Consider the following 26,987-nt stretch of genomic DNA (forward strand, 5'->3'; position numbering starts at 1 on the left):
GGTTAGCAGCTAACGTAACAAAGCGACACTGCCGACCCGCTGCACGTACGTATCGCCTTTCATCAGAACTTCTGCTTCGAAGGTATAGCTTCCTGCGGGCATCGGCAGTCCGTTGAATTTTCCATCCCAACATTCGCCGGGCTGGCTGCTGTTGGCTGGAAAATTCTGTTTTTCAAAGACGACTTCGCCCCATCGGCTCCGAACGCGTAAGTGCTGAATTTGCTGAATGCCAGCGCCAAAGAGCGTCCAGGTTCGCCCAATGTTGTCTGTTTCGTTGGGCGAAAAGGCATCGGGTATAAAAACCTCGCAGGAAATGGCTGTTCCAACCAGTTGCGATCCCGTCGAACTCTGGCAATCGGCTCCTCCCGACGACACGACCAGCGAAACACTGTAAGGCCCTGGTTGAGACAACGGCAACGTAACGGTCTGACCGCTTAACTGCCGTCCGTCGCTCACGTACCAATCCCAGGCATCGGCGTTCGCTGCTGAGCCGACGAGTCGAATAGCCCCCGGCGCACACTGTTCGGCATTTCCCTCAACCGTGATGGTGGCCTGCGGTTTCTGACGAATGGTAACCACTTTGGGGAATTTATTCTGACAACTCGCTGACGCACCAAGAACCGTTAATGTAACCGTATAACTCCCCGGATTTGTGTACGAATGCGTTGGGGAATGCGTCACGGAGTCAATAGCCGACCCATCGCCAAAATTCCAGCGAAACCGGTTAGATGGACTGGTTAGATTAGTGATCTGGATGGGTAGCCCCTGACAGGCGGTTTGTGATTTAAATTGAAAATCGCCCGTTGGCAATTGTCCCGTACGAATCGATTTACGCGTCGAATCGTAGCCACACTCCGTAATGGCCGTCAGCGAAACGGAATACGTCGTGTTGGGTTGTGTAAACGCCTGTTGCGGATTGGCTTGTGTAAGAACCGTCCCGTTGCTGAATCGCCATATCCACCGGATTGGCTTCGGGGTAGTTGCGTCCGTAAACGTAACGGGTTCGCCTGGGCAGGGCGTTGGATTGCTAATCGTAAAGAGCGGTCGGACTAAGGTAGGCGAAATGCGGATCGATACGCGGCTGGTATCGTATCCACACTCGTTGGCGGCAATGAGCTGCACCCGGAACGTTTGGGTACTATCACGAGCCGAAAACGGATGCGACAACGTATCGGTCGATGAATGGAACGGGCTGCTTCCGTCACCGAATAGCCACAAAGCAGGTTGACTTTGACCCGTTGACCGGTTAGAGAATTTCACTCGGGCGGGCGAGCAGCGGAACGTAGTCGAATCCACACCAAGATCAGCCTGAACTAATGGCCGAACGGTCACCACGGCTGAGTACGATTGTACACCACAGGCATTCCGGGCTGTCAGACTGACCGGAAACGTCAGCACCTGCCGGGTCTGATTCTGGTACGTATGGACGGGCGGCTGAAATACCGTACTGGTCGAGCCATCACTGAAATTCCAGCTATACTGCGCATCTGGATTAGCGGTTCCGGCTACGCCAAACGAAACGGTCATGGGCGAGCAACCTGTTGTCTGGCTTGGGGTAAACGAAACGGGAGCCAGAGCGGCTACCAGCCGAACGGCCCGGCTGATTGTATCGACGCATCCGCCCGAACCGGCCTGCAATAATAATCGGTTCTGGCCGGCGGGGAGACTTATCGTTGGCTGCCGATCGGTTGAAATGGGATTGGTCTGGCCGTTCAGGAACCATCGGAACGTAGTAGCCGCCGTAGACGTGTTCTGAATCTGTACCGCCGAGCCACTACAGGCGCCGGTTATGCTAAAATCCGCTTTCGGACGCCCGATTGACACAACCGCATCATCGCGGGTTGGGCACCCTGCCGTACCGATGCCGAGTTCATACGATACCGGTATTTGGGTCGCCGTGATTCCATTTAGAAATAACGTATCGTTACGAACGGCGTTTGGAAAAGCAGTACTACGCCAGACGCCTCCCGGCAGCGAACTGCGCAGTTTCACAAAGGTCGTGTTGCCGCAAATAGCCGTATCGTAGGCTGTTACCTGACCACCCTCGACTGCAATTCGGATAGTGTCGCTACGTCGACAGACGCCGTTGCCGCGCGAATAGATCAGCTCATACTGTCCCGTTGTTTTTGGGTTAAAGAACGTATTGGTGCCCTGCGTTTCGATCAACGCTCTTCCGGAGCCGCTCCACGTTCCATTTGGGAGGTTAGTTTGTAGAGGAAATCTCGCTGACGCAGCGCATACGGCCGTCTTGCGGTCGGGTGTCGTGATGTTCGGAGTCGTGATCCGTACGGCTTGTGGAGCCTGTACAAAAAACGTATCGCTCATGACGCGCGTGCCACACATATTGCGCAACTCCCCCCGGACAATGTAGGGCGTTGGTGATAAAGCTGCTTCCACATCGGCATTCGGCGCGAGCGGTTGCCCATTGAACGTATACGTAGCGTTTGGATTGGGATTGATCAGTCGGTACCGAAACGATGCGCAACTGTCGGGCTGTGGCAGTAACGTCAAAGGCGGTAAATCGATCACACGGTGCTGACAGACGAAGGGTTTCGACGTACCGCAGTCGTTGAGCGCCGTTAAGGTTATCGTATAGTTTCCGGTCTGGGTGAATTGCAGTTTCACGACGCTCGAACCGCTGTTCGTGTTCTGAACATATCGGTAAGTGTTGGGCGTAATACTCCATTGATAGCGCGACGCATCAATCGACGTCGTGGCATCGAGCGACAGAACGCCCCCATTCGATAGACAGACGCCCAGCGTATCCTGCGCCTTGAAATCATAGCCCACAGCGGTATAACTCGCTACGGGTGTTTTTTTGATCGGTACGGTAAACTGTTTGGCATCCGTGCCACAGGAATTCGTCGCCGTCAGACTAACCGTATACGAGCTTTGAGTAGCCGGAAAAGTATGCGTAGGATTATCGAGCGTCGAAGTCGTATTATCGCCGAAGTTCCAGCTATATTTTGTATCGTTTGCGATATCGCTTGCGTTGGGACAGGTGTTGTTTCGAAAAAAAACAGGTTTCGCTTCGCAGGCATCGGGGATCGCCAACCGAATACTAGGCTTCACCAGGAACACTAGTTTTCGGATGATGTTATCGCCCGGGCAGTCGGTTTCAATCTCGATGTTGTATTTTAAGATACCCCCGTACAGACAGTCTCTTCCAAAATTTCCCAGCTTATAGGTGTGCTCTACCCGTACAGGACCTGGCCCGCTTTTCGTCTCGATTGGCGTATTGTCACCCCACTTGATTGTGAATTTTTTGTACGAGCAGATGGACGCTGGAATTACGTTGAAACACATCACATAAGCGGTGTCGGCTTCCGAAACGCAGCGGGTTAAGTTACCCTGACAGGCATTAACGTCAACTAGTTGGGCTTTTGCTGTAAATGAACAAATAAAAAATAGGGTGATTACAGCCGAACCTATACAATATCGTAGCGAAGTTGTAAAATACATTTTGTATGGATGGATAGATAGAGTCGTAAATATATACAATCTATCCAAACAATTTATTTACTTTACAGAGGAGATTGTTTCCTGGCTTAAGCGCTGAAAACTGGGGAGTTAACTCGCTTATAGTACATATACCACACCATGCGAAAATCAATTGTAACCATGCTTCTGGGCTGGTTATGGGCAAATCCTATGTTTGCTCAGGACCCGCAATTCTCGCAGTTCTACGCGAATCCACTTTACCATAATCCAGCTTTTGCGGGTAGTTCGGGCTCATCGCGACTCATTCTCAATTATCGGAATCAGTGGCCTGCGCTGGGCACGAATTATCAGACAATGACCGCTTCGTTTGATACGTATCTGGCGGCTGACCGGGGGCCGGTAGGACTGGGTTGGGGTATTCAGGCCATGCATGATCAGCAGGCTAGCTTCTGGCGTACGAACCGGGTAACGGCCATGATGGCTCCTGACGTAACGCTGTTCCATGATTCGAACCGATCATGGCGTCTGATTTTAGCACCTCAGGTTTCGTTTACGTCAGGCCAGTATAATCCGGTTGGGCTAACGTTTGTCGATCAGTTTTCGGCCAATGGCCTGACCAGCCTGACCAGCGCGGACCCCCTGTCGGTAGCGGGTATTAACCACAACTATTGGGATCTGTCTTTAGGTACGTTGCTCGAAAGTCAGCCCGACGATCGCGATCAGGCGTCGTTCTGGGTAGGTGGAACAATGCATCACATTGGCAAGTCGGTCAGGCGCGACGACTGGGTTACGCAACGCTGGGGCGCTCAGTTCGGGATTCGGTTTCCGATGGGCTGGTCAATTGGTGAGCATGGGTTAGGTCACGAAGCCAGCCGCGATAAAAGCGTAACCCTGACCGCGAACTACCGGCAGCAAGGGGCCGACCGTCAACTCGACGCCGGACTGAACGCTACCTACTCCCCTGTGATGGTGGGCGTTTGGTACAGAAACATTCCCTTCCGGCGATACAATCAAACTACCCAGCGGGATGCACTCATCGGATTAGTTGCGCTGCAACTGGATCGGTTCATGGTTCAGTACAGTTACGACATCACCATTTCGTCGCTTAGCTGGGCATCGGGTGGTGCCCATGAACTAACTGTCTGGTACGGATTCGATTCATTATTTAGCTTTTCCAGTCGGCGGGGTAATGCCAAGCGGCAGCGAAAATGCCTTAATTTCTAAGGGCATAGGGGTAAGGACATAGGGCATGGCCCTTTTATTTCTCCCTATGCCCTTGCCCCTCTGCCCTATGCTATTGAAAAGCCAACCAGACGTTCCAGAGTCCCAGAATGGCGGTCACCAGCACAACAAGTCCCATCGCTACGTTCTGGCCTACTGAATTACAATACGTATCCCCCAGAAGTTTTCGGTTGTTTACGGCGGCAAACAGGAATACTGTAACGAAGGGTAACAGAATACCATTAATCGCCTGAACGGCTACGATGACAGGGATTGGCGTTACGTTCAATAGTCCGAATGTTAGACCCGTTCCCATAACAATAAGCCAGATAGCACGATAAACGGGTGAGTTTTTTTGGACACCCAGTAGACTCTGCGCCGTTACTGCCGCAGCTAAGGGGGCTGTCAACGAAGAGGCAAAGCCAGCGGCAAATAAGCCAAACGCAAATAAGGAACCGGCCCATGTACCGAGTCTGTCGGTTAATACCTGAGCCATGTGCGGGTAAGAGAAATCTTCGGGAATAAGCAATCCTGCCAGTAGCAACACCACTGAAATAATTCCTCCCAACACCACCGCCACCCAAATTCCCAGACGCATTTCGCTGAGCGATTGAGCGGACGAACCCCCGGCCGGTACAATACTCGATCCGAAGAAAAGATTATAGGGCACAATCGTTGTGCCGATCAGGCTATTAATAAGTAATAGTGAACCCGAAGGAATATTTGGGGTGACCAGCGCTTTTGCTAGTTCAGCGGACGTAACGGGTGTGCCGAACGCTACGTAAACGAACGCTCCACCCATGGCAAAGACAATAATACCCAGGAAATTGGCCAGTCCCTGTGTTGTCCCAATCCAGAGTAGTACAATGCAAAGTAATCCCAGACCGATGGTTAGGCCTGGAACGGGTAAGCCTGTAAGGAGAGCCAGACCTGAAACGGCTCCCAGAATATTACCCGCCTGATAGGCGGCACAGCCCAGAAAAATAGCCAGAAATAGCCCCCAGGCAATCCAGCGCCCTTTAGTGCCCGCATACGTTTGTGTAATAACCTGCCCCAGATCGTGACCGGTAGCGATAGTAATTCGGGCAGCTGCTTCCTGTAGCCAGACGGTTCCTAACGTAGCAAATGTGAGTACCCAGAGTAATTGTAGTCCGAATTTTGACCCAGCTATGGCACAGGCCGTAACGGAACCAGGACCAATAAACGCGGCCGAAATAACCGACCAGAACAAGACACTACCAAGACCAGAGCGGAGCGAGAGGGATTTGGGCACCTGCAAAAAAGTGAAGCGTGAAGAATGACAAGTGATGAATATAGTAGATATTCCTGACACTCGTTAGTCCTCACGCTTCACTTTTCATTCTTTACTTACTAGGAAAGATATTTCCGCAGCATCCAGGCCATCGCTTCGTGCGCTTCCATCAGACCCGTCAGGAAATCAGCCGTACCTGCATCTTTTAGCTCTTCGTCGCATTTCTCGACGTCCTCGCGCAATTCCCGGACGACCTGCTCATGATCGGCCAGCAGATTCTTGAACATCGCGGCAGTATCACTCGGCTTACCTGAATCTTCTTTTAAGCTGGTATTATGAATGAATTCGGCCATTGTCGCCAGGGGCGTGCCACCTAACTGCCGGATACGTTCAGCTACTTCATCAATTTCAGCTTCGAGGGCTTTGTACTGCTTCTCGAAGAACTTATGGTACTCCATAAAATTCGGTCCCGCTACGTTCCAGTGGTATTTGCGGGTTTTGATATAGAGTACGTGCAGATCTGAAAGAAAATCGTTTAATAAGGTATTGTCCTGTTTCAGGACATCTTTTTCGAGGCCAATATTGGGTTGCATGATGCTAACGTAAGGTTAAATGAATGACATATTCAATAAGCCGGACTTCCAGCTTTGCTTCTTCATTAACCACGTGTAAGCAGGTTTGTTCGGTCGGCTCCGTAATGTGTTCATAGTCTAAATTAATAACCTGGACTTATAGAGTACATTACCTGAAGAAACTTAAACCAGACCTGAAAAAACGGTGCGTGTATAGTGTAAATTCTGCTTGTGCGCTTCGACAGGACCCATTGTTTTGGGTGAATCTTTTTCCAGACATTGCTCCAGGACCAGGAGCGGACGAATGTTAACGGTTTTCAAATCAGCAGCAAGACGCCGGTAGTCGATATCACCATCGCTGAAGGTTTCCTGCCAGATACCATTTTTTGATTGCCGTATATGTATTTCCACGATACGTTTACCGTACAATTTCACTACGTCGAACAAGGCGATCTGCGAATTCCCGGAGCCTCGATAAATCCAGTGTGCATCCAGACAAAGCGATACGTTTTTCGGGTCAGTAGCCAGCAGCATGTGGTGAAATTCGCGGGCGGCCTGCCGGTGCTCGGGAGCGTGTGTATGATACGCTAACGTAATACCGCGTTCGCGCAGTTGAGCGCCCAGGCGATTAAGATTTTTGGCTTGTTCGATTAGTTCGGTATCGGTTTTGTCGTCATTGCTACCCCATTTAACGGGGCTGGGATTCGTTACGAAAATAGTGGTTCCGGCAGGTCGGGCGGCTTCAGCAATGGCCAGGACGGAGTCGATGGATTTCCGCGCTTCGTCGGCTCGATGAAGTGTACTGTTTACGTACAGCGACGGCATCGCCAGCTTGTATTTAGTTAGGTAAGGAATTAGTCTTTTAACCTCATCAGCGTTGGTAAACGAGGGTTCGTAAGCAGTAAGCCCCGTTTTTACGTACTCAGCCAGCGACGCGTCCGGATCAGCCATCCACTGTTTTTTCTCCCGTTCGTAAAACGTATTCCAGGTATAGACGTTGCAGGAAATCGGCCAGGTTTTAGCCACCATTTTCGTCTGAGCTAATGGGTTATCAGGAAAGACTGCGGCTCCGGATATAGCGGTCAAGGAGGCTAGGAATTGACGACGGGTCGAGGGCATGATTATCAAACTGGTCTATCGTAAAAGTGCAATAAAATAAGTAAATACTGATTATAGTAAGTTTAATCATGCGTCAATCCAACTCCGCCACCTCCTGGTGTTTCAATACGTACTCGTTCGCCCGTTTGCATTGCTCGTGTAAAAATGCCCGGTAAAGCTTCTTCTTGTCCATCAGCATAGAGTAGCGTATGGCGACCCGTTGCCCCTGGTTTGCCACCCTTCAGACCGTAGGGTGAAACAATCCGGTGCTGGCTGAGGAGTGTAGCCTGAACGGGTTCCAGAAATTCGATTTCGCGGATAATACCATCGCCCCCATGCCATTTTCCTGATCCGCCCGAGCCGGTACGTATGCTAAACTGATGCAGACGTACCGGATAGCGTCGTTCCAACTCTTCGGGATCGGTGAGTTTGGTGTTGGTCATGTGCTGGTGCACGGCCGAGCGTCCGTCTGACCCTTCGGTGGCTCCGGCCCCTCCGCCGATGGTTTCGTAATAGCCAAAATTCGAATTGCCGAACAAAAAGTTGTTCATCGTCCCCTGGCTACAGGCGGCAAGCTCTAACGCTTTCAGCAATGTATCGACCAGGCGCTGACTGACTTCTGTATTTCCGCCAACTACCGCCGGGCATTCGGCGGGCGGGCCGTCGTTCCGGTCGTCAGGGAAAATAGGGTTCAGGAAGGATGATTCGGGTAGAACAAACGTAACGGGCGTCATCAAGCCCTCATTCAGCGGAATGTCTTTCTCGCACCACAACCGCAGAACATACAGAACTGCGCTGTACAAAATGGAAATATTCGCGTTGAGATTATTTGGGTGAACGCCTGATGTTCCCGTAAAGTCGAACGTTACGTTCCCATCCTTCACGGCAATAGCTAGTCGAATGGTATGCCCATCATCCAGCGCTTCCTCAGCCTGAAAGATTTGCCCGTTCAGTGGTTTCAGGACAGCAGAAATAGCGTCAGTTGCTGATTGATGCAGTCGAGCCATGTACTGATGTGTAGTAGATAGACCGTATTGACTGACAAGCTGTTGCAGAGCCGTTTCGCCTGCTTTTAGCGACGCTAGTGCCGCTTCAATATCGGCGCGATTCTCGGCCAGCGCACGCGTGGGGTAGGGGCAATCGGTAAAACGGGAAGATATGCCATCAGCTACGTCGTCACTATCGGTCTCCCACAAAAACTTACCTGCTTTCGCGACGTATTGAGGTTCCAGTACGACGCCTTCCTCTACCAAGGAAACTGCATCTGGTGGCATTGAGCCCGGCACTTTTCCGCCAATTTCGGCATGATGAGCCCGATTAATCACGTAGCCAATTAACTCTCCACTATCTGTGAAAACCCCGCTCAGCAGCGTTACGTCGGGCAAGTGCGAGCCACCGTATTTAGGGTGGTTGGTAATGATAACATCGCCTGGACCGAGCGGTAATTTTTCCAGAACCAGTCGCGCGCAAATCCCCAGGCTACCCAGGTGGACCGGAATGTGCGGAGCATTTGCCACCAACTCGGCCTTGGCGTTGAGCAAAGCACAGGAGAAATCGAGCCGTTCTTTAACATTGACTGAAAATGCTGTTCGCTGTAATTGAGCGCCCATTTCTTCGGCAATGGCCCGAAAACGTTGCGTAAACAATTCGAGTTGAATAACCTCGCTGCTTTCCTGATGGGGATCGTCATTAGCAGCGTAATCCTCAACATCAGCGATATAGTCAATAACAACGTTTTTGTCGGACTGGACAACGAGTCGCCAGCCGGGTTCAATAAAGGCTGACGAGGTTGTATTTAGAAGCAGAGCCGGACCACGGAACGTATCGCCTTCCTGCAATTGAGTCCAGTCGTAAGCAGGGTACGTATCGGTTTCGAACGAGGGAAGGGCGTGTCGGTGAGTTACGGGCGGGTCGCTGTTGATACGTTCCGGCTGAGCGGTGCTGACAATCACTCGAATGCTCTCCACTTCAATCGAACGATTGGCTGGATAGTGGCCATATAGGTGTTGATACTTCTGCTGAAAATCAGATGCTACACGCTCACTGAATGGCACATCGACGGTAGCCTCCTGTCCGGATAGCCGCAGAAAGACAACTGTCGATTTTGTAATAATAAGTGTCTCATTACCAACATCCTGTCGGAGTGTTTGCGTTGCCTGCTGAATTAACTCATCAACCAATAGCGGTAGGTCATTTTCAACGCTTGGTAACGGACGTAGCACCGACCGGGAAGCCATTCGTTCGATTTGGGCCTGACCAATACCATAGGCGCTTAACAGACCTCCGTCGAAAGGCAGCAACAGTTGTTCCATGCCTAACAATCGGGCAATGGCGCAGCCGTGAAGGCCACCGGCGCCACCGAAAACGAGCAGGCTGTAGTCTTTCGGATCAAACCCTCGCGATACAGAAATCTTCCGAATGGCCCCCGCCATGATTTCATTGGCGATCCGTTCGAAACCACGTAGCAACACCTGTGCGTCAGGCCGACTACCTGTTTGAATCTCGATCTGGTACAGTATATCTTCTAATGCGGCCTGTGCTTTTTCTGGAAAAACCGGAATCCCAAACTGTTTCGGATGAAGTTTTCCCAGGAGCAGGTTCACGTCGGTAATCGTCAGGGGACCACCCGCACCGTAACAGGCCGGACCAGGATTAGCCCCTGCGCTTTGTGGACCGACATGCAACTGCCCTGACGTAGCACCGGCGGACGAAACACCATGCCCTTCGAACCAGCAAATAGATCCGCCCCCCGCGGCTACGGTCTCGATGGCCAGCGAAGGAAGCTGGAGATCAAACGAACCGATTTTTGTTGTGAATCGGTAATCCAAATCCTGTTGGATTCGAGCGACATCGGTACTGGTGCCCCCCATATCGAGGGTCAGGATCGGCTGACCGTTCGCAACAGTCGCAGCGCCAATGACACCCCCAGCCGGTCCGCTAAGCAGACTGTCTTTCGGCTGAAATAAATCGGCCCGCACGAGCCCTCCGGCACTCGTCATAACCCGTACAGCACCACCACCCAACTGCTGTTGCACGTTATCCAGATACGCCCGCATGACTGGCGTAAGGTAAGCGTTAACCACAGCGGTTTGCGTACGCGGTACGTATTGTGGGGCTGTTGATACGGCTGTCGAAATAGTTACGTGCGCAAAACCAGCCTCGGTCAACGCATCCAGGAGCTTTTGTTCGTGGATTGGGTTTCGGTACGCATTCAGCAGGGATACAGCTATGGCGTCAGGTTTTGTGTGCCGAAGAGTTTCCAGCAGCGTCCTGATTGTATCGTTGGTTAAGGGCGCCAGTAGTTGGCCGTCGGCGGCAATACGTTCCTCAACTTCCAGTACTGAATCGTAAAGGACTTCGGCAGGCGGAATCGCCAGTTGGAACAGGTTAGGGCGCTGCTGGGTTCCAATTTTGAGTAAATCAGAAAAGCCTTTCGTGACGAGCAACGTAACCCGGCCACCTTTGCGCTCAAGCAGCGCGTTGGTGCCTTTGGTTGTTCCCAGCCGCATCTCCAGCGGTGGAAACGGCTGATTGAGTGGTGTCTTCGTCAATAGCCGAGCCGCCAGAACCGGTGCTTCTTCGTCGGTAAAAAGCTCAACTGTCGTCGTTTTTTGATGATCTATAATGGGTTGGTCAAGAACCAGCGTTCCATCCGGTTGAAGCGAGATAACATTCCGTAGCTCGTCTGTTTCAATAACGCGGAGTGTATAGCCGTCAAAAATGGATGCTGTGAGCCAGGGAGCACTCAGCTTACCGTCGAGTAGCTGACCACGTAACCGACTGCTACTAAGTACTTTGGTGCGATACAGGTTACCGTCCGGGTTAAGAGCAAGACCATCCGTGAAGGTGCCACCGGTATCAATCCAGATTTGCCACATGGGGTACAATTGTCGTTTCGCACAAAAATCGGTATCGCCATTAACTATTCCCTGTTTTTGCCCCAAGAAGTTCGTGCTCTGCCAGGGTTATCCATACCTGATCGAAAACAGGCTGATTGCTTAGTTAACCAACGTAACACCTGCCTGCCGATAAGCCGCGACGATATCAGGGTTTGCTTCAGTATCGGTAATCAGTACGTCGAACAGGCTTAGGGGCGCAAACGAAAGATATTTGTCAGTTTCCAGTTTCGATGAATCGCAGAGGAGGTAAACTTTCTCGGTTTGACGGGCAACGGCCATCGTTATACTGGCTTCTTTCTCGCTGTTAGCACTAAGCCCATTCTGTAGCGAGATACCATCGATACCAATAAACGCCCGGTCGGCACGATAACGACCTATATGTTCTTCGGCAATTAACCCGTGAACGGCCTGCCGCTCTTTATCTATCTCACCACCAACCAGATTAATGGACACGTCAGAGGATAGTAATTCGGCAACTACGGGTAATGAGTTCGTGACAACCGTGATTCGCTTGTTACGGATGAATTGGCATAGTCGAAACACCGTACTACCGCAGTCCATAAAGATGATGTCGCCCTCCTGAATTTCCTGGGCCGCTAACTGACAAATGTAATCTTTTCGCTCAGAGTTAACCGCAGTTTTATTGGCAAATCGATGCGAATCAGTGGCCAGACTTACTTTCATGGCTCCCCCGCGCGTTCGATACAGCAGGCCCGCAGCCGCTAACTGCACCAAGTCGCGCCGAACGGTCATCTCCGAAGTCTGGAGTAAATCCGCCAGGTCGCGAACGTCGACCGAGCCCCGTTCTTCTACCGTTTGCACAATTAGTCGCTTCCGCTGTTGGAAATTCATACTGAAATACGTTGTTTTGTTCAAAATTAAACAAATTCAAACAAATTTGAACAGATGATTAATGAACGTGTGCAAATAACAGAGGAGAAACTGCTTTCCGACAATTGGTACGTCCTGAAACGGTTTACGTTTAATTATCTTGGCAAGAACGGCCAGTGGACAACGCAACAACGGGAAGCGTATGACCGGGGCAATGGCGCAACGATTTTGCTACACAATCCGCAGGCGGATACGGTCATTTTAACCCGCCAGTTTCGGTTGCCGACCTTTGTCAATGGTAATACATCGGGTATGCTGATTGAGGCTTGTGCCGGTCTGCTCGACAATGACGATCCCGAAACGGCTATTCTCCGCGAAACCGAAGAGGAAACGGGTTATCGAATTCAATCCGTGCAAAAAGTGATGGAAGCGTACATGAGTCCCGGTTCGGTAACGGAAAAGCTATTTTTCTATATTGCTCAGTATACCGCCGATACCGAACGTAACGCGGGTGGTGGCGTCGATGAAGAGGAAATTGATATTCTGGAATTGCCCGTAAGTCAGGCCTACTCAATGGTAGAGCGTGGTGAAATTATCGATGGCAAGACGATTATGCTGCTTCAACATTTACGCTTACAGCAACTCATTACGTCCCCGAACTGACATGCTGATTCTTATCGCTGGACCGTATCGCTCCAATACCAACGATGATCCCGAACGGATTGCCCAAAACATGCATCGTATGGAGGAAGTTGCTTTGGCGGTTTATCGCAAAGGGCATACGCCAATTTGTGGTGAATGGATTGCTCTGCCGCTCATTCATACAACCGGTTCTACTGAACTGGGTGATGCAATTTTCAACGAGATTTTCCACCCTCTAGCTGTCCGTTTGATCGATCACTGCGATGCCGTGCTACGTATCGGTGGCCCGTCTGCCGGAGCCGATGAAATGATGAAACAAGCTGAGCTGAAAGGGAAACAGACATTTTGGGGATTAGGGAAGTTGTCATGAACAACTGTACGTGTATTTTGATCGAGACGTGTTCTAAGGAGGTTTCTTAAAACCTCCTTAGAACACGTCTCGATAATGGATTAACTGAGATTTCTCACGTCTCCCTTCATAGAAAGCCGCGCTGGAAAATGGATAGTCGATTGGATTATTGACCAAGCCTGCCCGTACTGGATTGTTATGCATGTATTCGATTTTGATTTCGCAAACATCGCGTGAATAAAGATAAACATCGTCGTATCGATCCGTCCAGATTTTAAAATGCTGAAGTCGATGTTCGTACGCAATATTCTCTACTAGATTTGGTTGACTGACCTGGATGTGCTCCCGGATTTTTAAGGGGGTAAACTTCTTAAAATCACGCATGTAATCAATCAGGCGCGTTTGTTCTTCAAAGAAAAGGATGAAGTGAATGTGGTTGTGCATGAACACATACGCCAAAAGTTTCGCTTCATATTTTTTGTTATAGAAAGTAAAGCTGTCGAAGAGAATCGCAAAACAATGCATGTCAGCTAAGAGCGGCAGATGTTGATAGCAAGTTGTCGTAATAAAGAAACAACGTTCTTCCGTGAGTAAAGTGCGGTTTCGGAGCCCCATAGAAAAGCATTCTATTGATACGAACAATAAGACGCGTTTTAAGAGGATGTGCCACTTTTGATCAATAAATGCCGTAGTATAGCGTAGTGTGTGGTGTCAGACGGTCGGCCGCAGCCGTTCTTAAACCTGACACGGTGAGGTTTCTCAAAACCGAACGATGGGCCTGTTCATTCGGTTTTAAGAAACCTCACCGTGTCAGGTTTGAGAAACCGACATCACAAAGTCACTTCCCAAGCTTATCACTTCCCTACCGAGATCAGATTGGCGAACAGGCGGTATGCGCCGGGAACACCAGCCGGTAACTCGCGGAAGAAAACCAGACCCGTATACATGAAATGGCCTTTGCCATATTTGGCATAAATCAGACTTCCCTGCTTGGGCGCTTCGTTCTGATCGTGGGCGGAGAAAATGGGTTCATAGGCCTTGTCCCAATCTTGGGCAAAGTAGATGCCGCGCTCCTGAATCCAATCGTTGAAATCAGCTTCCGTGATCTTATTGGGATAGTTCAGTAGTCGATGTTGCGGATTGAGGAACGTCATGGGTGCGTCTTCTTCCGTTACGCGCTCATTGACAACTTTGAACGGGTAGGGACCTAATTGACTTACTTTCAGGCCATTCTGGATGAAGCCCGAACCGCCCGGTGTTACGTATTGTATCACCATCGTACCGCCGTTTTTCACATAGTCCATCAATTTCGGCTGATAGATCGTCAGGAAATCGTCCGTGTTGTACGCCCGAACGCCGACCACGATGGCGTCGTAAATGGACAGATTACCGCTCAGTTGAGCAGGGCCCAGCAACGTAACGTGGCAACCCATTTGTTGCAAAGCAGCCGGTACATCATCGCCAGCACCGACGATATAACCTACGTTTTTAGCGGTCACCTTCACATCCAACCGAACCAGTTTGGCTTCAGCGGGTGGAAATAGCGTTTGGGTCGGAATGTGCTTGTAAGCGATCTGCCGAAGCGAGGTGGTGAACGTACCGGTTGCGGTAGTCATAACGGCCTGTAAGCTACCGTTCTTCGCCTGTGCGGTTGGGGTTAATGTAAACGTAGCCCGTTGCTCATCATCTTTATTGGCTAAAGAAAATGGCGCGGATTTCGGCTCGATACTCCAGCCCGCAGGCGCATCTACTTTCAGCGTTCCCGTTACGTTCGCCCGCCCGGCTTTGACGACAATTTCGACGGTTTTCGAGGCATTGTCTGAGAAGGCATAAACCCGTTCGGTGAAGTTTGCCATCACTTCGGGCTGCACGATGAAGGGACGATAAATTTCGCCGTCGACAGGATCAGTCGATTTGTAGACAACGGGTCGGGTAAATGTAAATCGTTGGCCATTAATATCGAACGTGTAACTGGCCGTCAGCGCTGGCGGGTTTTCGGGTAAGCCAATCAATTGCTGATTATCGACCTGAAACATGCCTTTGATCATCGGCCTTTCGAGCCAGTAGGGCTGAGAGATTTTCTGATTCGCCGGAATAGTCACGCGTGTAGGCAGCAGTACTACGTCGTTTGGCTTGAGCACTAGATTCAGGGTTGTGTCTCTGCCCGGCGTGGATTCGCCCCGCGTGGATTCGCCAGTTGAGTAGCGAACGCTTATCAACGTAACGGGAGCCTCAACGCGACTGACAATGTTTGTAGAAAGGCCGACGGTAGCGCCGGGCGTAACGGCGTACGTAGCGGGATTTGTTTCGAAGTACAAGCCCAGACATTGCTGAATCAACGTCTGGACATCCTGACGTTTACTTTTTACGTACAGATTCGTTGTATCCAGCTTATTGAGAGCACTATATAACTGCACGAGCGCGGGCACTGAAGCGGCTGGTTGATCAGTACGAAAACCGTTTAGTAGCTGGGTTACCTGTGATTGGACAGCCTCACTTCCACTGACTCGTTTCCAGCTTAAATCAACACCGTCGAGCGGATCTTTCTGGACAGGATCACCCCCTTTTAGCAACAGATAATCAATGCGGGCATTCCGATTCGCCGATGCGCCAAACCCCTGACTTTTGTGCTGGCTCCGACTTTCGGCCGCAATTTCCCCGTACGACTTGCCCAATAATGGATTGTAAAGCCCCGTTTCGATGCCGATCAGGTTGCCCGCTTCTTCGGGCTTTTTGTTGCTCAGGAAAGCCCCTGGAATAAAGACGTTCCACAATATACGCTTAGCCTGCCAGGGTTTTACGTACGTTAACTGCTCCGGAAATTTCGTTGGATCGTTCGAAATCTTGAACGCTTCTTCTGCCAGAAATCCCGACGCACTGTGGTGTCCATGACCCGCGCGGGCATCGGGCGGAAACCGGGTTATGATGACGTCGGGCTGGTATTTACGGATGACCCAGACAACGTCGGCCAATACTTTGTCCTGCCCCCAGGTACGGATCGCTTCGTTCGTCGATTTCGAGAAACCAAAGTCGTAAGCCCGGCTAAAAAACTGGTCGGGACCGTCAATACGGCGGGCAGCCAGTAATTCCTGGGTTCGGATCACACCGATGTTTTCGCCCTGCTCGGAACCGATCAGATTTTGTCCGCCGTCGCCCCGCGTTAGGGCCATATAGCCGGTACGTACCAGCCGCTCCTTAGCCATGTAGGCCAGTAAGAGCGTGTTCTCATCGTCGGGGTGAGCCGCTACGTATAAGACTGAACCTAATACATTTAGTTTTTTAATATTCGACAGAATTTCACCGGCGGGCGTTGGCTTGATGGGACCGTAGGGAACCTGAGCAAACGTAGTCGAAAATAAGAGGTAACCAAGAAAAAACAGCAGAGTGTTACGTAGAGTCACGTTATAGAGCAGATTGTTGGCGAATTAGACAAATTTACAATTAAGCATCTATCCGCCAACGTGTATCACCTACGAAAGTTGGCCAAAAGAGCGCAGAGCTGAGAAAAACACCTCTGCGCTCTTTTGCGTACCCATAGCTGGTGATCAACTGAACGACGCATAAAAAAGCCTAAACTGAAGGGCAGTTTAGGCTTTCGAAAAACAGTATCTTGTTCTAAAAGGTGGTTTCCTTATTGAGGATTAGAGAAGGTTTCTATTCTATCTACGTCAATATTGTTATTCGCTTTTGTTTCGCCACCACTTCCCCCGATGATTACTGTACTAATAGAGATCGTACCTGACGACCCCGCAGGGGTTAAGCTGCCGTTTAAGCGAAACGTAAGCGCACCTCCTGCTGGAACGGATGCAGATGTAGTCAATACGTAATAGTTTGTATTGGAACTCGCGTTGAGATTCCAGACGCTGTTCTGGGGAGCTGATGAAAGGACCAGCGAATACTGAGTTTGTTTCGTGACATAAACCGTGATCGGTCCGCTGGAGGGAGCCGAATTTAGCTCAACTACATCGACTCGTACTGTGAAGTCGGAATTTCCATACAGGGTAGAGGGAGTGGTTGTAATGATAGGAGTCAAATCCGGAACCTGTACACCCCCTGAAACGATCAGGGAAAACATCGTATTCGTCGTTAACCCTTTTGAGTTTTGGGCAGTGATGGTAATCTGCGACGTACTATTTTCAGTGGCAGTCCCAAAGATGAGTACACCGTTGAACGAAAAGCCGTCAGGTAAACCTGAAGCAGTCAGGGTTAACGGATCGTTTTGAGGGTCAGAGAACGTATTCGAAGGAATAATAAAAACGAAACTCTGGCCAACTGTAGCTGTCTGCGTACCAATTGGGTTCGATACGGTAGGGCGGAGGGCCTGGTTAGGATCTCCGTTTGGAATGACGGTAATAACGGCTTCACTGATGTCACTGACACAGCCATTCGCCGAACAGAGTGTTGGAACGACGACCGTTCCAGTTGTGCTTGTCGGTACCGAAAACGCAGTTCCTGGGGCAATGGTATTTACCCCACCATTGCCAAAATATTGGATAATACCACCCGGACAGCCCGTCGCTGTAACGCTGACAGGCCCACTCCCAACCACGGCTGTGGCTGCAGAAGGTGTTAGTACAGGGGGCAGAAGTCCGCAGGGATTTGTAAAGCTGGCGGCCGACGTAATTACAGGAGCCGCCGTTACGTTGGCTGCCACTGTTAGGCCGATCAGTAGCCACATACAGCGGATAAAGGCGGTAAAAGCAGAGGTCGGTAGCTGTAATTGCATAGATACGTGTGTGATTAAATTGAGTAGTCGTCGTAAAATCAAAGGTATAGGAAAAAACTGGCAGGTATAAACGGTGTCTGCTGGTTTTCAGGGGTTTTCGTCGGTTTCATGATGCTTATATTTATTAAACGGCGAAATAGATCGACGTTATTAAGGCACTTGCTGACGTAAATAATCGGAATGATACTGCCGTAGCAACGCATCCAACTGGTTTCCCAAACGGTAGCGTAAGCCGACATTATTTCCACCCCCGTTATACGAATACTCCCAGCGAAACTCCTCCGTTGTTCGTAAGCGAAACCGCTTCGACTGGGCCAACCGACCGGGTGGAATCGGGATGGCAAAGTTGAAACCCGCCGTTGAGGCTTTCGAGGTTTTCATGGCGAATATGCCTACTTCGACCGAATAGATCTGCCGGATGAAATCCAGCCGTACCCCCCGATCCTGGTACAGGTACTGCCCGCCCGACAGCTTAAGCGTAATGTCGTGCTTACGGAACCGGTACGCTACGTCGGCCAGTACCATCGCTTTGTTCATCGATTCGTAATAAATTCCTCTCGTCGGAAAATAATAATCTCCCGTGAGGCTGGCTTCAAGACCGAACGACCAGGGTTTAGTAAGGTTAGCCCGTCGGTACTGAAGATTCACCCCGTATTGATTGCTATAAAACAAGCCAACCGATCCACTCAAAAAATTCTGCTCATCCAACGCCAGAAACTGGTTCAGGTAAATCGGAGCTGGCCGAATATTCATGGGCTGGTTGTCGTAGTTGTTTGTTATGGGAAACAATACGCCCGCATTCAACACCAATCCCCGACTCAGGTACAACTGCGTCTGTAAAAGCAAACTCGTTTTTGTCTGGAACGGGTCCATCTTGAATCCGAAGTTGGCAATCACCTCCGGTTGTATCCGAAAGTCGAGTTTATAATGACCCGGTCCGGCTGGAATGAGCTTTCCTAAGGCTTTTCGGTCGCTACGTGACAACAGCCGGGTTTGCCAGTTATTGCCCGGTTGGTAGCCAGCGATGGGTATTCCCTGGTAAAGCGGAACAAACTCCGTTGCCGATGGTAACGACAACGCCTGACTCAATTCCAGTAAGCCAATCACCGGATTCCGATACAGTCGCTGTTCGTAATAAACCCGCTGAGCCGTGCTGTCAAGGGTGAGATTTTCCACATTCATCAGGCTTCGTTGCCGGTCCTGCTGGCAGAACCCTACTTGAACAGACCAGCACAAAAACACCACAATGAAAACAACGCCTAACCGACTGGTATACCTCATTTGCAAATACGTACTCAACACTGGCCACTACGGGCAAACGAACTACTCTATAAACCTACCCGACCGTAATCGCCCTCACTTTGGGATTGCTGTCTGTTGGCTCAACCGTTTCGGTAGTTTACGCAACGAAACCGCGTAGGAGGTTCCAAACGTGATCTGATCGAAATTGATGACACCTGCCTGTAACGTCCACCGCTCAAAGAGTTTGGCGTAGGCCCCTACATTCAGATGTCGCGAGTCCCATTCCAGCATTCCCCCCAGATTCTGTTTAAACCGCAGCGCGATCCCGCCAAATGGCCCTGATAAATAGGGATTAGGCCGGTCGTTTTTATTATGCAGTTTATAGTTGGTGAAGATGTTGTAATCATTCCCCACGTTATCACTTCGATCGAAATAATACGGACTGCCAAAACCGGCCGTGACTTCCGCCGTTACGTTTTCGCTGAGCGTAAAATTCTTTGTCGCCATAGCGGCATAGGTCACGAGCGAATTATCAATACCAAAAGGAGCGGAGACAACCATTGCAACCGATGGCCTGCGTTCGCGCTCTGTCAATACAGCATACTTGATATCAAACTGGCGATCGCCGATGCCCCGCTCATTTAAAGGGATATAGCCATTGACCCGAAATATATTTATGTTGACTTCCAGCCTGGGTAAAATGGCCAGAGTTGCATAAAAGATACTATTAGAGGATCCCACTGATTCCAACGAGTCTGGGTTTCTAGCGTTCGGATTGGCCGATCGGGGATCATAGTGCGACGGATTGTAATGATACCCGATATGAAACGTACCGTCCGATAAAACCCGGGCTGTCGGGATGTTGAGCAGCCCCGGCTTTCCCGATATGTTTACCTGCGCTATTCCACGCTGCGTTACCAGTATACCAATAATCGCCAATGACCACTGTACACTCAGCTTCCTGATCCAGCCTGCGCTGTTCATCAAAACGAATCGTTAATTAACGTACTTAGCTAAATTTATTTAACCACAGAGACACAAAGCACACAGAGATAATTTATTGACCGTCAACTTCCAGACATCTGTTTGCTTTGTGTTTCTGTGGTTGATAAGCCAATCTGATTCTACTTGATTGCTTAGCGTTCCAATTTCCCGGTAGACTGGAATCCCGTCTACGCTACGTAACTAGTTTCCGGTTCCCTGATTATGGCAGCTATCGAACAATTGAAGCACGATTCGCTGTGCCTGCCGGATCGTTGCGTTGAAATTGGAATTGATGGTATTGATGTCAGTATCCCGGGCAAATTTCGCGGACGCCACTTTTATCGTAGACGTAATCGCGCACGTGTTGAACTCGGCTGCCCGCAGGCTAAAGTACAGTTGAATTTGCTGCGCGTATAAGGTATAAAGGAAGGCTTTCAATACGTTATAGTTGGTTGGTCCTAGCGTTGCCTGAGCTGAGTTGAGGTCGTTCAGACTAGTGGTCAGCGCCTGATTAGCCTGCGTCACTAACGTATTATACTCGGATAGTTTGCCATTTACACAGCCAGGTACGTCAGCTTCTGCAGACGCTTTTGCCTGGGTATAAGTAGCCTCCACCTGAGCTGCCTGGTTTTGCCGATCACCTTCCAGACCAAAGATTTTCGCATCGTAGAGGTCGTTGGCCTGTTTGAAACAGGGATCACCGTTCGATGGGTACTGAATCGCCGAAATCGAGATTGGAACGGCTATCGAAGATACCGTGCCCGGACCGACAATGGATGTTGTGGTGGGACCGATCGTCTGACCATTCACTTTCGGATAGGTGACCGTCACAAAATAAGGCTGTAAGACCGGATTGGCCACCAGATTATTGATGGTTGCCTGTAGCGGAGTCGGCAATGTTCCACCTGAATTCAGCGTATTGATTACCTGCGTAGTGAAACTGGAATTTAGCGACTCTGCCGACACACCTGCTGCCGCTAGAGCCGCGCTCATATTAGCCACTGCCTGTGTAACTACGGGCGGAACGGAACCCATCGAGGGAATGCTGGCAATGCCGCTTTTTACCTGGCTTGCCTGCGACGACTGGGTTATCGTAGCGGGCGTAACCGTTACGGGCGGGGGAGCCGATACCCGAAGACTCGGTAACGCTAATTCTTTCAGGGAATCAAACGTAAAGGGAGCTAACGGCTCGGCGTCCTGATTCCGGCAGGCATATACCAGTAAGACGAGACATAGCCCATAGAATGACCATACAAACTTGTTTGTAAATGTTTTCATATGTAATGCGTATATGGAACTGATAAATCAAATGGTGTTCGCGTACTTTTCTGGGTCAGGTTAGCTGATAATCAGACCACTCGGCCATAACGAGTACACACGTTGACTTTAATCGATGAAATGCCTGACTTCTTAGTCGAAATTACCCTTTAGTTGACGCTGGTAACATCCGTTACTATCGCTGAACTGGGTTGATTGGCTTCTGCACTTTACTGGGGCAATATATTGGTAACGAATGATTTATAAGCACTTTAGCGATCAGTAAATACGCATGAATTTATTATTCGGCGGAAGTTGAGCCTCCTAATCGGGAACACTATACCAATCACTTTTTTTCGTATACTGCCGGTCATTTCACTATGCTATTATCGCACGTTTGGCAAAAAGCCTACCTTTGCGCTTTTACCGAGTAAGCTTCCGGAAGATGAATCAAGCCTGGAACTGGTTGAAAAACCAGCTGACGCACAGAGAGCCGACTGGTACGGCTACCCGCTGTTTCTGGCAGACAGACGTGCATTCTCATCTGATCCCGGGCATCGACGATGGGGTGAAAACCATCGACCAATCGCTCACCTGCATTCGTCAGTTGTCGGAATGGGGGATTCAGAAGATCATCACTACGCCCCACGTAAGCCACGACCATTACCCGAACGATACCGTCGGCATTCTGGAGGGTCTTGATTTCCTGCGGCAACAGGTCGATCGCGAAGGGATTCCGGTTCAGATCGACGTAGCCGCCGAATACTTGCTGGACGATTTTTTCCTTCAGCGACTGGACAGCGCATCCTTACTTACGTTTGGGGCCGAGCGTTACCTGCTGGTTGAAACGGGTTGGCTGGCTCGCCCACTGCTGTTAGACGAGATGATTTTCCGGATTCAGACCAACGGCTACACACCGATTCTGGCCCATCCGGAGCGCTATCCGTATTACATCAACGATTCCGACGGAATGGCCCGTCTTCGTGATTTGGGTTGCCTGTTTCAACTCAACTGGATGTCGCTGTCAGGGCGCTACGGTCCCCACGTCCGAAATCAGGCGAAAGTCCTTCTAAAGAACAAATGGGTCGATTTTATTGGTAGCGACGTGCACCGCCCCGAAGATCTTCCCGCCTTACTGGCCCTGTTTTCATCACCCGCTTTTGAGTTATTGGCTCAGCAGCCGCTACGAAACGGGAAGTTGTAACCCCACCCCCACCGGATCGCCGGACCGTCCACCCCTTCAACTAATGGGAGCCGGTCGGTCATTGCCGGGCTTGCCTTCACACTAGTTGTTTTAGTCCTTTCCTACGGGCTAATCTTGTACGCGTTTTGCAATAGCCCCAGTAGGGGCGGCCTGTCAATAGAAAACCGATACCTTAGCCGACCCTAAGCGCCGTAGGTGCGTCCCTAAACGCTGAAAACGAGGTCGCACCTACGGCGCTTCAGGAAAATGAATTGATACTTTCAGCTATTAACAGGTCGCCCCAACGGGGCTAGCAGTAACCAAGATTTACTGTTTAGTGAAACCCTTATTATGTTGGCCTCTCGTGTCGGCTTACTCTCTGCTTTTTTAAGCCCCTCCATTAGTTCAAGGGGTGGACGGTCCGGCGGTCCGGCGATCCGGCGGTCCGGTTGGGGTGGGGTATATCATATCACAACGCAACCGACTCGGTCACTTCCTGTTCCGCGCCCTGCAGCCGTAGCAGTTCCTGTTCAAACTGCTGGAGAATCTCGTCTTTGCTGAGGTATTGCCGGGCATAGGCACGGGCCTGTTGCCGATAGTGTGTCGTATCTTCCGTAAGCGCCTTATCAATCCCCGCGATCAATGCCTGTACCGATTCGGGCTCAATCAGGATGCCCATCTGATGCGTAGCCACGACATCGTATAACGTCGTTCCCGGAACGGCCGACACCAGCGCACAGCCACCAGCCGCCAGAATACTGGTCAGTTTAGAGGGTAGCACCAGGTCCGAAGCCGATTTCTTCTGGAGGACTAAATGTACATCCGCCGTTGCTAACAGAGCTGATAACTTTTCATAAGGTTGCAACGGATGAAACGCTACGTTGGTCAATTGGTAGGCATTAACCAGCGATTCCAATCGGGTTTTGCCACCCCCTGAGCCAAAGATCAAAAACCGGATGTCGGAACGTAGTGCATAGTGCTTTGCCGCTTCAATGATCAGTTCCAGTCCCTGCTTTTCGCCTAAACTTCCTGAATACAGAATCATCTTGTCGGTATCGCTTATGCCCAGTTCAGAACGTAGCGACGCGGTACGGGGTAGGGGACGGATCACCTGCTCATCGACCCAGTTCGGAAATAGCAGACAGGGCGACGGCAACACGTTCTTATCGGCTACTTTCCGGACCATGCCCTCGCTGATGGTTGAGACGACGGCGCAACGTTTGAGAATGAACTTTTCGATGGAGAAGAGCAGGTCGACAAAGGTTTTATTTTTGATCATACCCAGCTCTTTGGCCATGTCGACCTGTAGATCCTGCAAATGGTACCAAAGCGGTACGTTGCGCAGGATGGAATAGAGCGTAGGCAGCAGGCCAATCTGGAACGGGGGCGATACACAGATGACAGCATCATACCGCTTTCCCAGTAATACGTTTAACCAGTATGGCAAACTGCTGAGCACGAAGGAAAATTCATGCAAGATCCGCTTCAGCGTGGTTACTTTCTTCGGTACGTAGAACGGGCAGCGGTGTACCGTAACCCCGTCGATCGTCTCCGTAAACCACCCCGCACCTTTATAGCGATCATGAATTTCCCACTCCGGATAATAGGGCATAGCGGTAATGATCCGAACCGAATGGCCTTGCTGAGCCAGCCAGGCCCCCATCTCACCGGTATATTTACCAACTCCCGTTAACTCAGGCGCATAATTAATGTCGTAAATCAGTATCCGCATGCAGTCATTTGTATAGCGTTTTCCGTAGAGATGTCGTCCTTTGTGTCTCTACAGACCATTCAGGCGAAGGGTTTTCTCGCAGATTTTTTCAGAAAAGTGAACGTAGCCGCAAGGGCTAGACCGCTAAAAGCACCTACAGCGCCCCAGCCTACATCAGCCCAATCAAAGTTTCGCTCGGGTAAAACTAACTGACCGAGTTCGGCTATAAACACAACTGCCGTTAAACTAACCCAGGCCATTATCCAGGCTAGCCACTTCCGTTGCGTTAATACCAGCCAGCTACCAGTGACAATGCCCAGGAATATCAGCGGCACGGCAGTACGTAGGTTCTCGTTTTGTTGTCTATCTACCCAAGTCGCTAACCAAGCAGGTAAATAGCCTAATAAAGCAAGACGAGGACTAGGCACCCAGCTGAAATAAAAAACCAGTGTTACGCCGATCAGGACGAAAAGATAAAAAGGAGCCAGACGCACTACGTTCAGTTCAAATCGATTCTACCTGTCTTGCTCGTTCAGAAGTTAAAGAGGCTTTTTCAGCTTGTTTTAATTCTCTAATCTTCAAATACGTTTGGGTGAAATACGCCATTTTAAGAATGGCAAAGGCAAAACCACGCGTTCCGTCGCGAAAGCCACCCATCAGAAAAAAACTACCCAGGAAATAAATAGGGCCGAGCAGGGGCGTTTGCATCAGCCCGTATTTCACCTTCTGCATCCATGACCAACGTTGAACCGTCTGTGTGTCTTTCGACAGTTTCAGAAACCGCGCGGCCTCCCAACTTGAATACTCATTGTGTTTGGCAACGTAGTATGACACCCCGCGTAAATCCTTGTGATCGATTTTGCTACGGATCATACCAATCTCGCCGTTGAGTACCGGATGCTCATGGATTTCCATATCTAGTTGGCTCCATTGGTCTTCATCAATCCGTTCGTACTCACCAGCGTCTACCTGAAACAAAGCTAGCTTATGCAGGAAATAACCACCCTTATTTTGTTTGCCCAGAAAGTAAATGGTGTAGCGTAGCCAGTACCCTACTTTATTCTCATCCCGTTGTAATGTTTCTCGAAGATCGGCTTTGAATTCTTCCGTCAGCACTTCATCCGCATCCAGAAACATAACCCATTTGGTTGTAGGTGTATGATTGCGCAGATACCAATTTCTCTTCTTTGGAAACTTACCATCCCAGTCAAAATGAATCACCTCCGCACCATACGACTTAGCTACGTCCACCGTGTTATCCGTACTCCTCGAATCAATCACCACTACCTGACGGGCTAAATCTGTACCAATAGCCGTCAGACATTCAGGCAAATTCTGCTCTTCGTTGCGTACTGGAACAGCAATAGTTAGATCTAATAAAAAATTGCTATTCATCAATTTCTATAAATATTAGAAAAAATCATTTTTATATATTGTTCCTTTAATAATTCCCAGCTATAATTATTGTACGCGTGAGACCACAATTGAGCTTTATTAAAATTCAACTTATCTACGCTATTTATTAAATCTTGCAAAATCCCTTCATTGTTTAAATCAGCGAATACTCCATAATTAGTTAAAACTTCACGAGCGATACAATAGTCATGGACTATTGGAGTTAGACCAAACTGTAATGCCTCAACTAAGACTCTTGGAGACCCCTCAGTTAAAGAAGCTAGGATAAAATAGTTAGAAATTTTTAGATAATTTGAAACTTCATTCGGTTCTACATTCTTTATTGAAAAACTTTCTGGTTGCAAAATTGAATTGGCTAAGGCAATTATGCTTTGACTGTTTTTATCTATATTTCCTAAGATAACTAAAAAATATTCATCTGGATTTAATTTCGAAAATTCTGTAACAATATAATCCATACGTTTGTGATGACTATTGACTGCTCCAACTGAAATTATGATTTTTTTGCCAATTGGTAGTAAAAACTTATCTTTTAGTATATTCTTGTCAGTGTTATTTAATTCTATAAAATTATTAGATATATTTAATCCATAATGAAGTAACGTTTGTTTATTCATGGGCGTGTTCGCTTTACATGCTTTCTGTTGATGGACTAAAAGAAGTTGTTGAACATGATCGTCAGTGTAGAAGGGGGCACTTTTAGGGGCCCCATTGCTTAAGAGTAAGTTGTAGTTAAAATTAGATGCTTTTCGAACAGACCACAAGAGCTTACCTAGGACCGTGTCGCTATAGTATATTAATGCCGGTTTGTACTTTATAATGAGCGGTAACATGCTAATAAGAAAACTACCCTGTTCTAACCAGTATTCTTTTACTCCAAAGATTCTACGTATAAGAATAGATAATTTACTATTACGATGAATACAAGGAACTCTTATCTCGTTATCGGTATTTTCCCCAACAGCCTTTAACAAGATTAACTTAAATTCTTTACAATCTTTTAATTGTTCAAAACATTCTCTACTAAAAGATTCATAACCACGATTGACGTGTCCTAAACCGGTACATGGTAAAAATACAATTGGCGTTTTATCAATATTAGATTTCATGAAAGACTTATGACAATTGTTGTGTAGATACAGGCATCTTTTGTACAGAAAAGA

At 49.4% G+C, this 26,987-nt stretch carries 20 protein-coding genes; 4 read left to right on the plus strand and 16 right to left on the minus strand.

Features of this window, described 5'->3' with window-relative positions; translation table 11 throughout:
- Positions 1 to 9 precede the first annotated feature (9 nt).
- The gene (locus tag IC230_RS10315; RefSeq protein WP_191038908.1) at positions 10 to 3,462 is read right to left on the minus strand and encodes a PKD domain-containing protein; all 3,453 of its coding nucleotides are present in this window, start codon (positions 3,460 to 3,462) and stop codon (positions 10 to 12) included.
- Between the two features lie 138 nt (positions 3,463 to 3,600).
- On the opposite strand from IC230_RS10315, the gene IC230_RS10320 reads away from it, so the two are divergent.
- Positions 3,601 to 4,665 carry a PorP/SprF family type IX secretion system membrane protein gene (locus IC230_RS10320; protein WP_191038909.1) on the plus strand — a complete coding sequence of 355 codons (1,065 nt, stop codon included), beginning with the start codon at positions 3,601 to 3,603 and terminating at the stop codon, positions 4,663 to 4,665.
- A gap of 70 nt (positions 4,666 to 4,735) precedes the next feature.
- On the opposite strand, the gene IC230_RS10325 is transcribed toward IC230_RS10320, so the two are convergent.
- The 5 genes from IC230_RS10325 to IC230_RS10345 all read right to left on the minus strand — a co-directional run bounded on the left by IC230_RS10325 (position 4,736) and on the right by IC230_RS10345 (position 12,335).
- Complete coding sequence (locus IC230_RS10325; RefSeq protein ID WP_191038910.1) at positions 4,736 to 5,935, minus strand: NRAMP family divalent metal transporter; 1,200 nt, start codon at positions 5,933 to 5,935, stop codon at positions 4,736 to 4,738.
- A gap of 98 nt (positions 5,936 to 6,033) precedes the next feature.
- Positions 6,034 to 6,507: a Dps family protein gene (locus IC230_RS10330; RefSeq protein ID WP_191038911.1), complete on the minus strand. Its 474-nt coding sequence runs from the start codon at positions 6,505 to 6,507 to the stop codon at positions 6,034 to 6,036.
- Between the two features lie 162 nt (positions 6,508 to 6,669).
- Positions 6,670 to 7,605 (minus strand): sugar phosphate isomerase/epimerase family protein, encoded by a 936-nt coding sequence (locus IC230_RS10335; protein WP_191038912.1) that lies wholly within the window; start codon positions 7,603 to 7,605, stop codon positions 6,670 to 6,672.
- A 62-nt stretch (positions 7,606 to 7,667) separates the two neighbouring features.
- Positions 7,668 to 11,462, minus strand: a complete 3,795-nt coding sequence (locus tag IC230_RS10340) for a hydantoinase B/oxoprolinase family protein (RefSeq protein WP_191038913.1) — start codon at positions 11,460 to 11,462, stop codon at positions 7,668 to 7,670.
- Between the two features lie 120 nt (positions 11,463 to 11,582).
- Positions 11,583 to 12,335, minus strand: a complete 753-nt coding sequence (locus IC230_RS10345; protein WP_191038914.1) for a DeoR/GlpR family DNA-binding transcription regulator — start codon at positions 12,333 to 12,335, stop codon at positions 11,583 to 11,585.
- 54 nt (positions 12,336 to 12,389) lie between these two features.
- Here IC230_RS10345 and nudK point away from each other — a divergent pair, with 54 nt between their 5' ends.
- Together nudK and IC230_RS10355 are read left to right on the plus strand one after the other, a co-directional pair.
- Positions 12,390 to 12,977, plus strand: a complete 588-nt coding sequence (gene nudK, locus IC230_RS10350) for a GDP-mannose pyrophosphatase NudK (RefSeq protein ID WP_191038915.1) — start codon at positions 12,390 to 12,392, stop codon at positions 12,975 to 12,977.
- 1 nt (position 12,978) lies between these two features.
- Positions 12,979 to 13,326, plus strand: a complete 348-nt coding sequence (locus IC230_RS10355; protein WP_191038916.1) for a DUF4406 domain-containing protein — start codon at positions 12,979 to 12,981, stop codon at positions 13,324 to 13,326.
- A 57-nt stretch (positions 13,327 to 13,383) separates the two neighbouring features.
- Here the strand turns inward: IC230_RS10355 and IC230_RS10360 are convergent, their stop codons facing one another.
- From IC230_RS10360 to IC230_RS10385, 6 genes are all read right to left on the minus strand, one after another.
- Complete coding sequence (locus IC230_RS10360) at positions 13,384 to 13,920, minus strand: REP-associated tyrosine transposase (protein ID WP_394355482.1); 537 nt, start codon at positions 13,918 to 13,920, stop codon at positions 13,384 to 13,386.
- Positions 13,921 to 14,159: 239 nt separating this feature from the next.
- A complete protein-coding gene (locus IC230_RS10365) occupies positions 14,160 to 16,706 on the minus strand; it encodes a PIG-L family deacetylase (protein WP_191038918.1) in 2,547 nt (848 codons plus the stop codon).
- Positions 16,707 to 16,936: 230 nt separating this feature from the next.
- Positions 16,937 to 18,031: a putative Ig domain-containing protein gene (locus IC230_RS10370; protein WP_191038919.1), complete on the minus strand. Its 1,095-nt coding sequence runs from the start codon at positions 18,029 to 18,031 to the stop codon at positions 16,937 to 16,939.
- A gap of 150 nt (positions 18,032 to 18,181) precedes the next feature.
- Positions 18,182 to 19,312 (minus strand): YjbH domain-containing protein, encoded by a 1,131-nt coding sequence (locus tag IC230_RS10375; protein ID WP_191038920.1) that lies wholly within the window; start codon positions 19,310 to 19,312, stop codon positions 18,182 to 18,184.
- 75 nt (positions 19,313 to 19,387) lie between these two features.
- Positions 19,388 to 20,257: a YjbH domain-containing protein gene (locus IC230_RS10380; protein ID WP_191038921.1), complete on the minus strand. Its 870-nt coding sequence runs from the start codon at positions 20,255 to 20,257 to the stop codon at positions 19,388 to 19,390.
- Positions 20,258 to 20,458: 201 nt separating this feature from the next.
- Entirely contained in the window at positions 20,459 to 21,535 is a 1,077-nt protein-coding gene (locus IC230_RS10385; RefSeq protein ID WP_191038922.1) for a hypothetical protein, read from the minus strand.
- Positions 21,536 to 21,959: 424 nt separating this feature from the next.
- Between IC230_RS10385 and IC230_RS10390 the strand changes: the two genes are divergently transcribed.
- Complete coding sequence (locus IC230_RS10390) at positions 21,960 to 22,718, plus strand: tyrosine-protein phosphatase (RefSeq protein ID WP_191038923.1); 759 nt, start codon at positions 21,960 to 21,962, stop codon at positions 22,716 to 22,718.
- 448 nt (positions 22,719 to 23,166) lie between these two features.
- Here IC230_RS10390 and IC230_RS10395 read toward each other — a convergent pair whose 3' ends face one another.
- The 4 genes from IC230_RS10395 to IC230_RS10410 all read right to left on the minus strand — a co-directional run bounded on the left by IC230_RS10395 (position 23,167) and on the right by IC230_RS10410 (position 26,933).
- On the minus strand, positions 23,167 to 24,429 hold the full coding sequence (locus IC230_RS10395) for a WcaI family glycosyltransferase (protein ID WP_191038924.1): 1,263 nt from the start codon (positions 24,427 to 24,429) through the stop codon (positions 23,167 to 23,169).
- A 59-nt stretch (positions 24,430 to 24,488) separates the two neighbouring features.
- Positions 24,489 to 24,743 (minus strand): VanZ family protein, encoded by a 255-nt coding sequence (locus IC230_RS33955; RefSeq protein WP_223860578.1) that lies wholly within the window; start codon positions 24,741 to 24,743, stop codon positions 24,489 to 24,491.
- 169 nt (positions 24,744 to 24,912) lie between these two features.
- Complete coding sequence (locus IC230_RS10405) at positions 24,913 to 25,803, minus strand: glycosyltransferase family 2 protein (RefSeq protein WP_191038925.1); 891 nt, start codon at positions 25,801 to 25,803, stop codon at positions 24,913 to 24,915.
- Positions 25,803 to 26,933, minus strand: a complete 1,131-nt coding sequence (locus IC230_RS10410; RefSeq protein ID WP_191038926.1) for a glycosyltransferase — start codon at positions 26,931 to 26,933, stop codon at positions 25,803 to 25,805. The genes IC230_RS10405 and IC230_RS10410 overlap by 1 nt, the downstream gene beginning before the upstream one ends.
- Between the last annotated feature and the right edge of the window lie 54 nt (positions 26,934 to 26,987).

The organism is Spirosoma validum (assembly GCF_014699035.1).
GTDB classification, from domain to species: Bacteria; Bacteroidota; Bacteroidia; order Cytophagales; family Spirosomataceae; genus Spirosoma; species Spirosoma validum.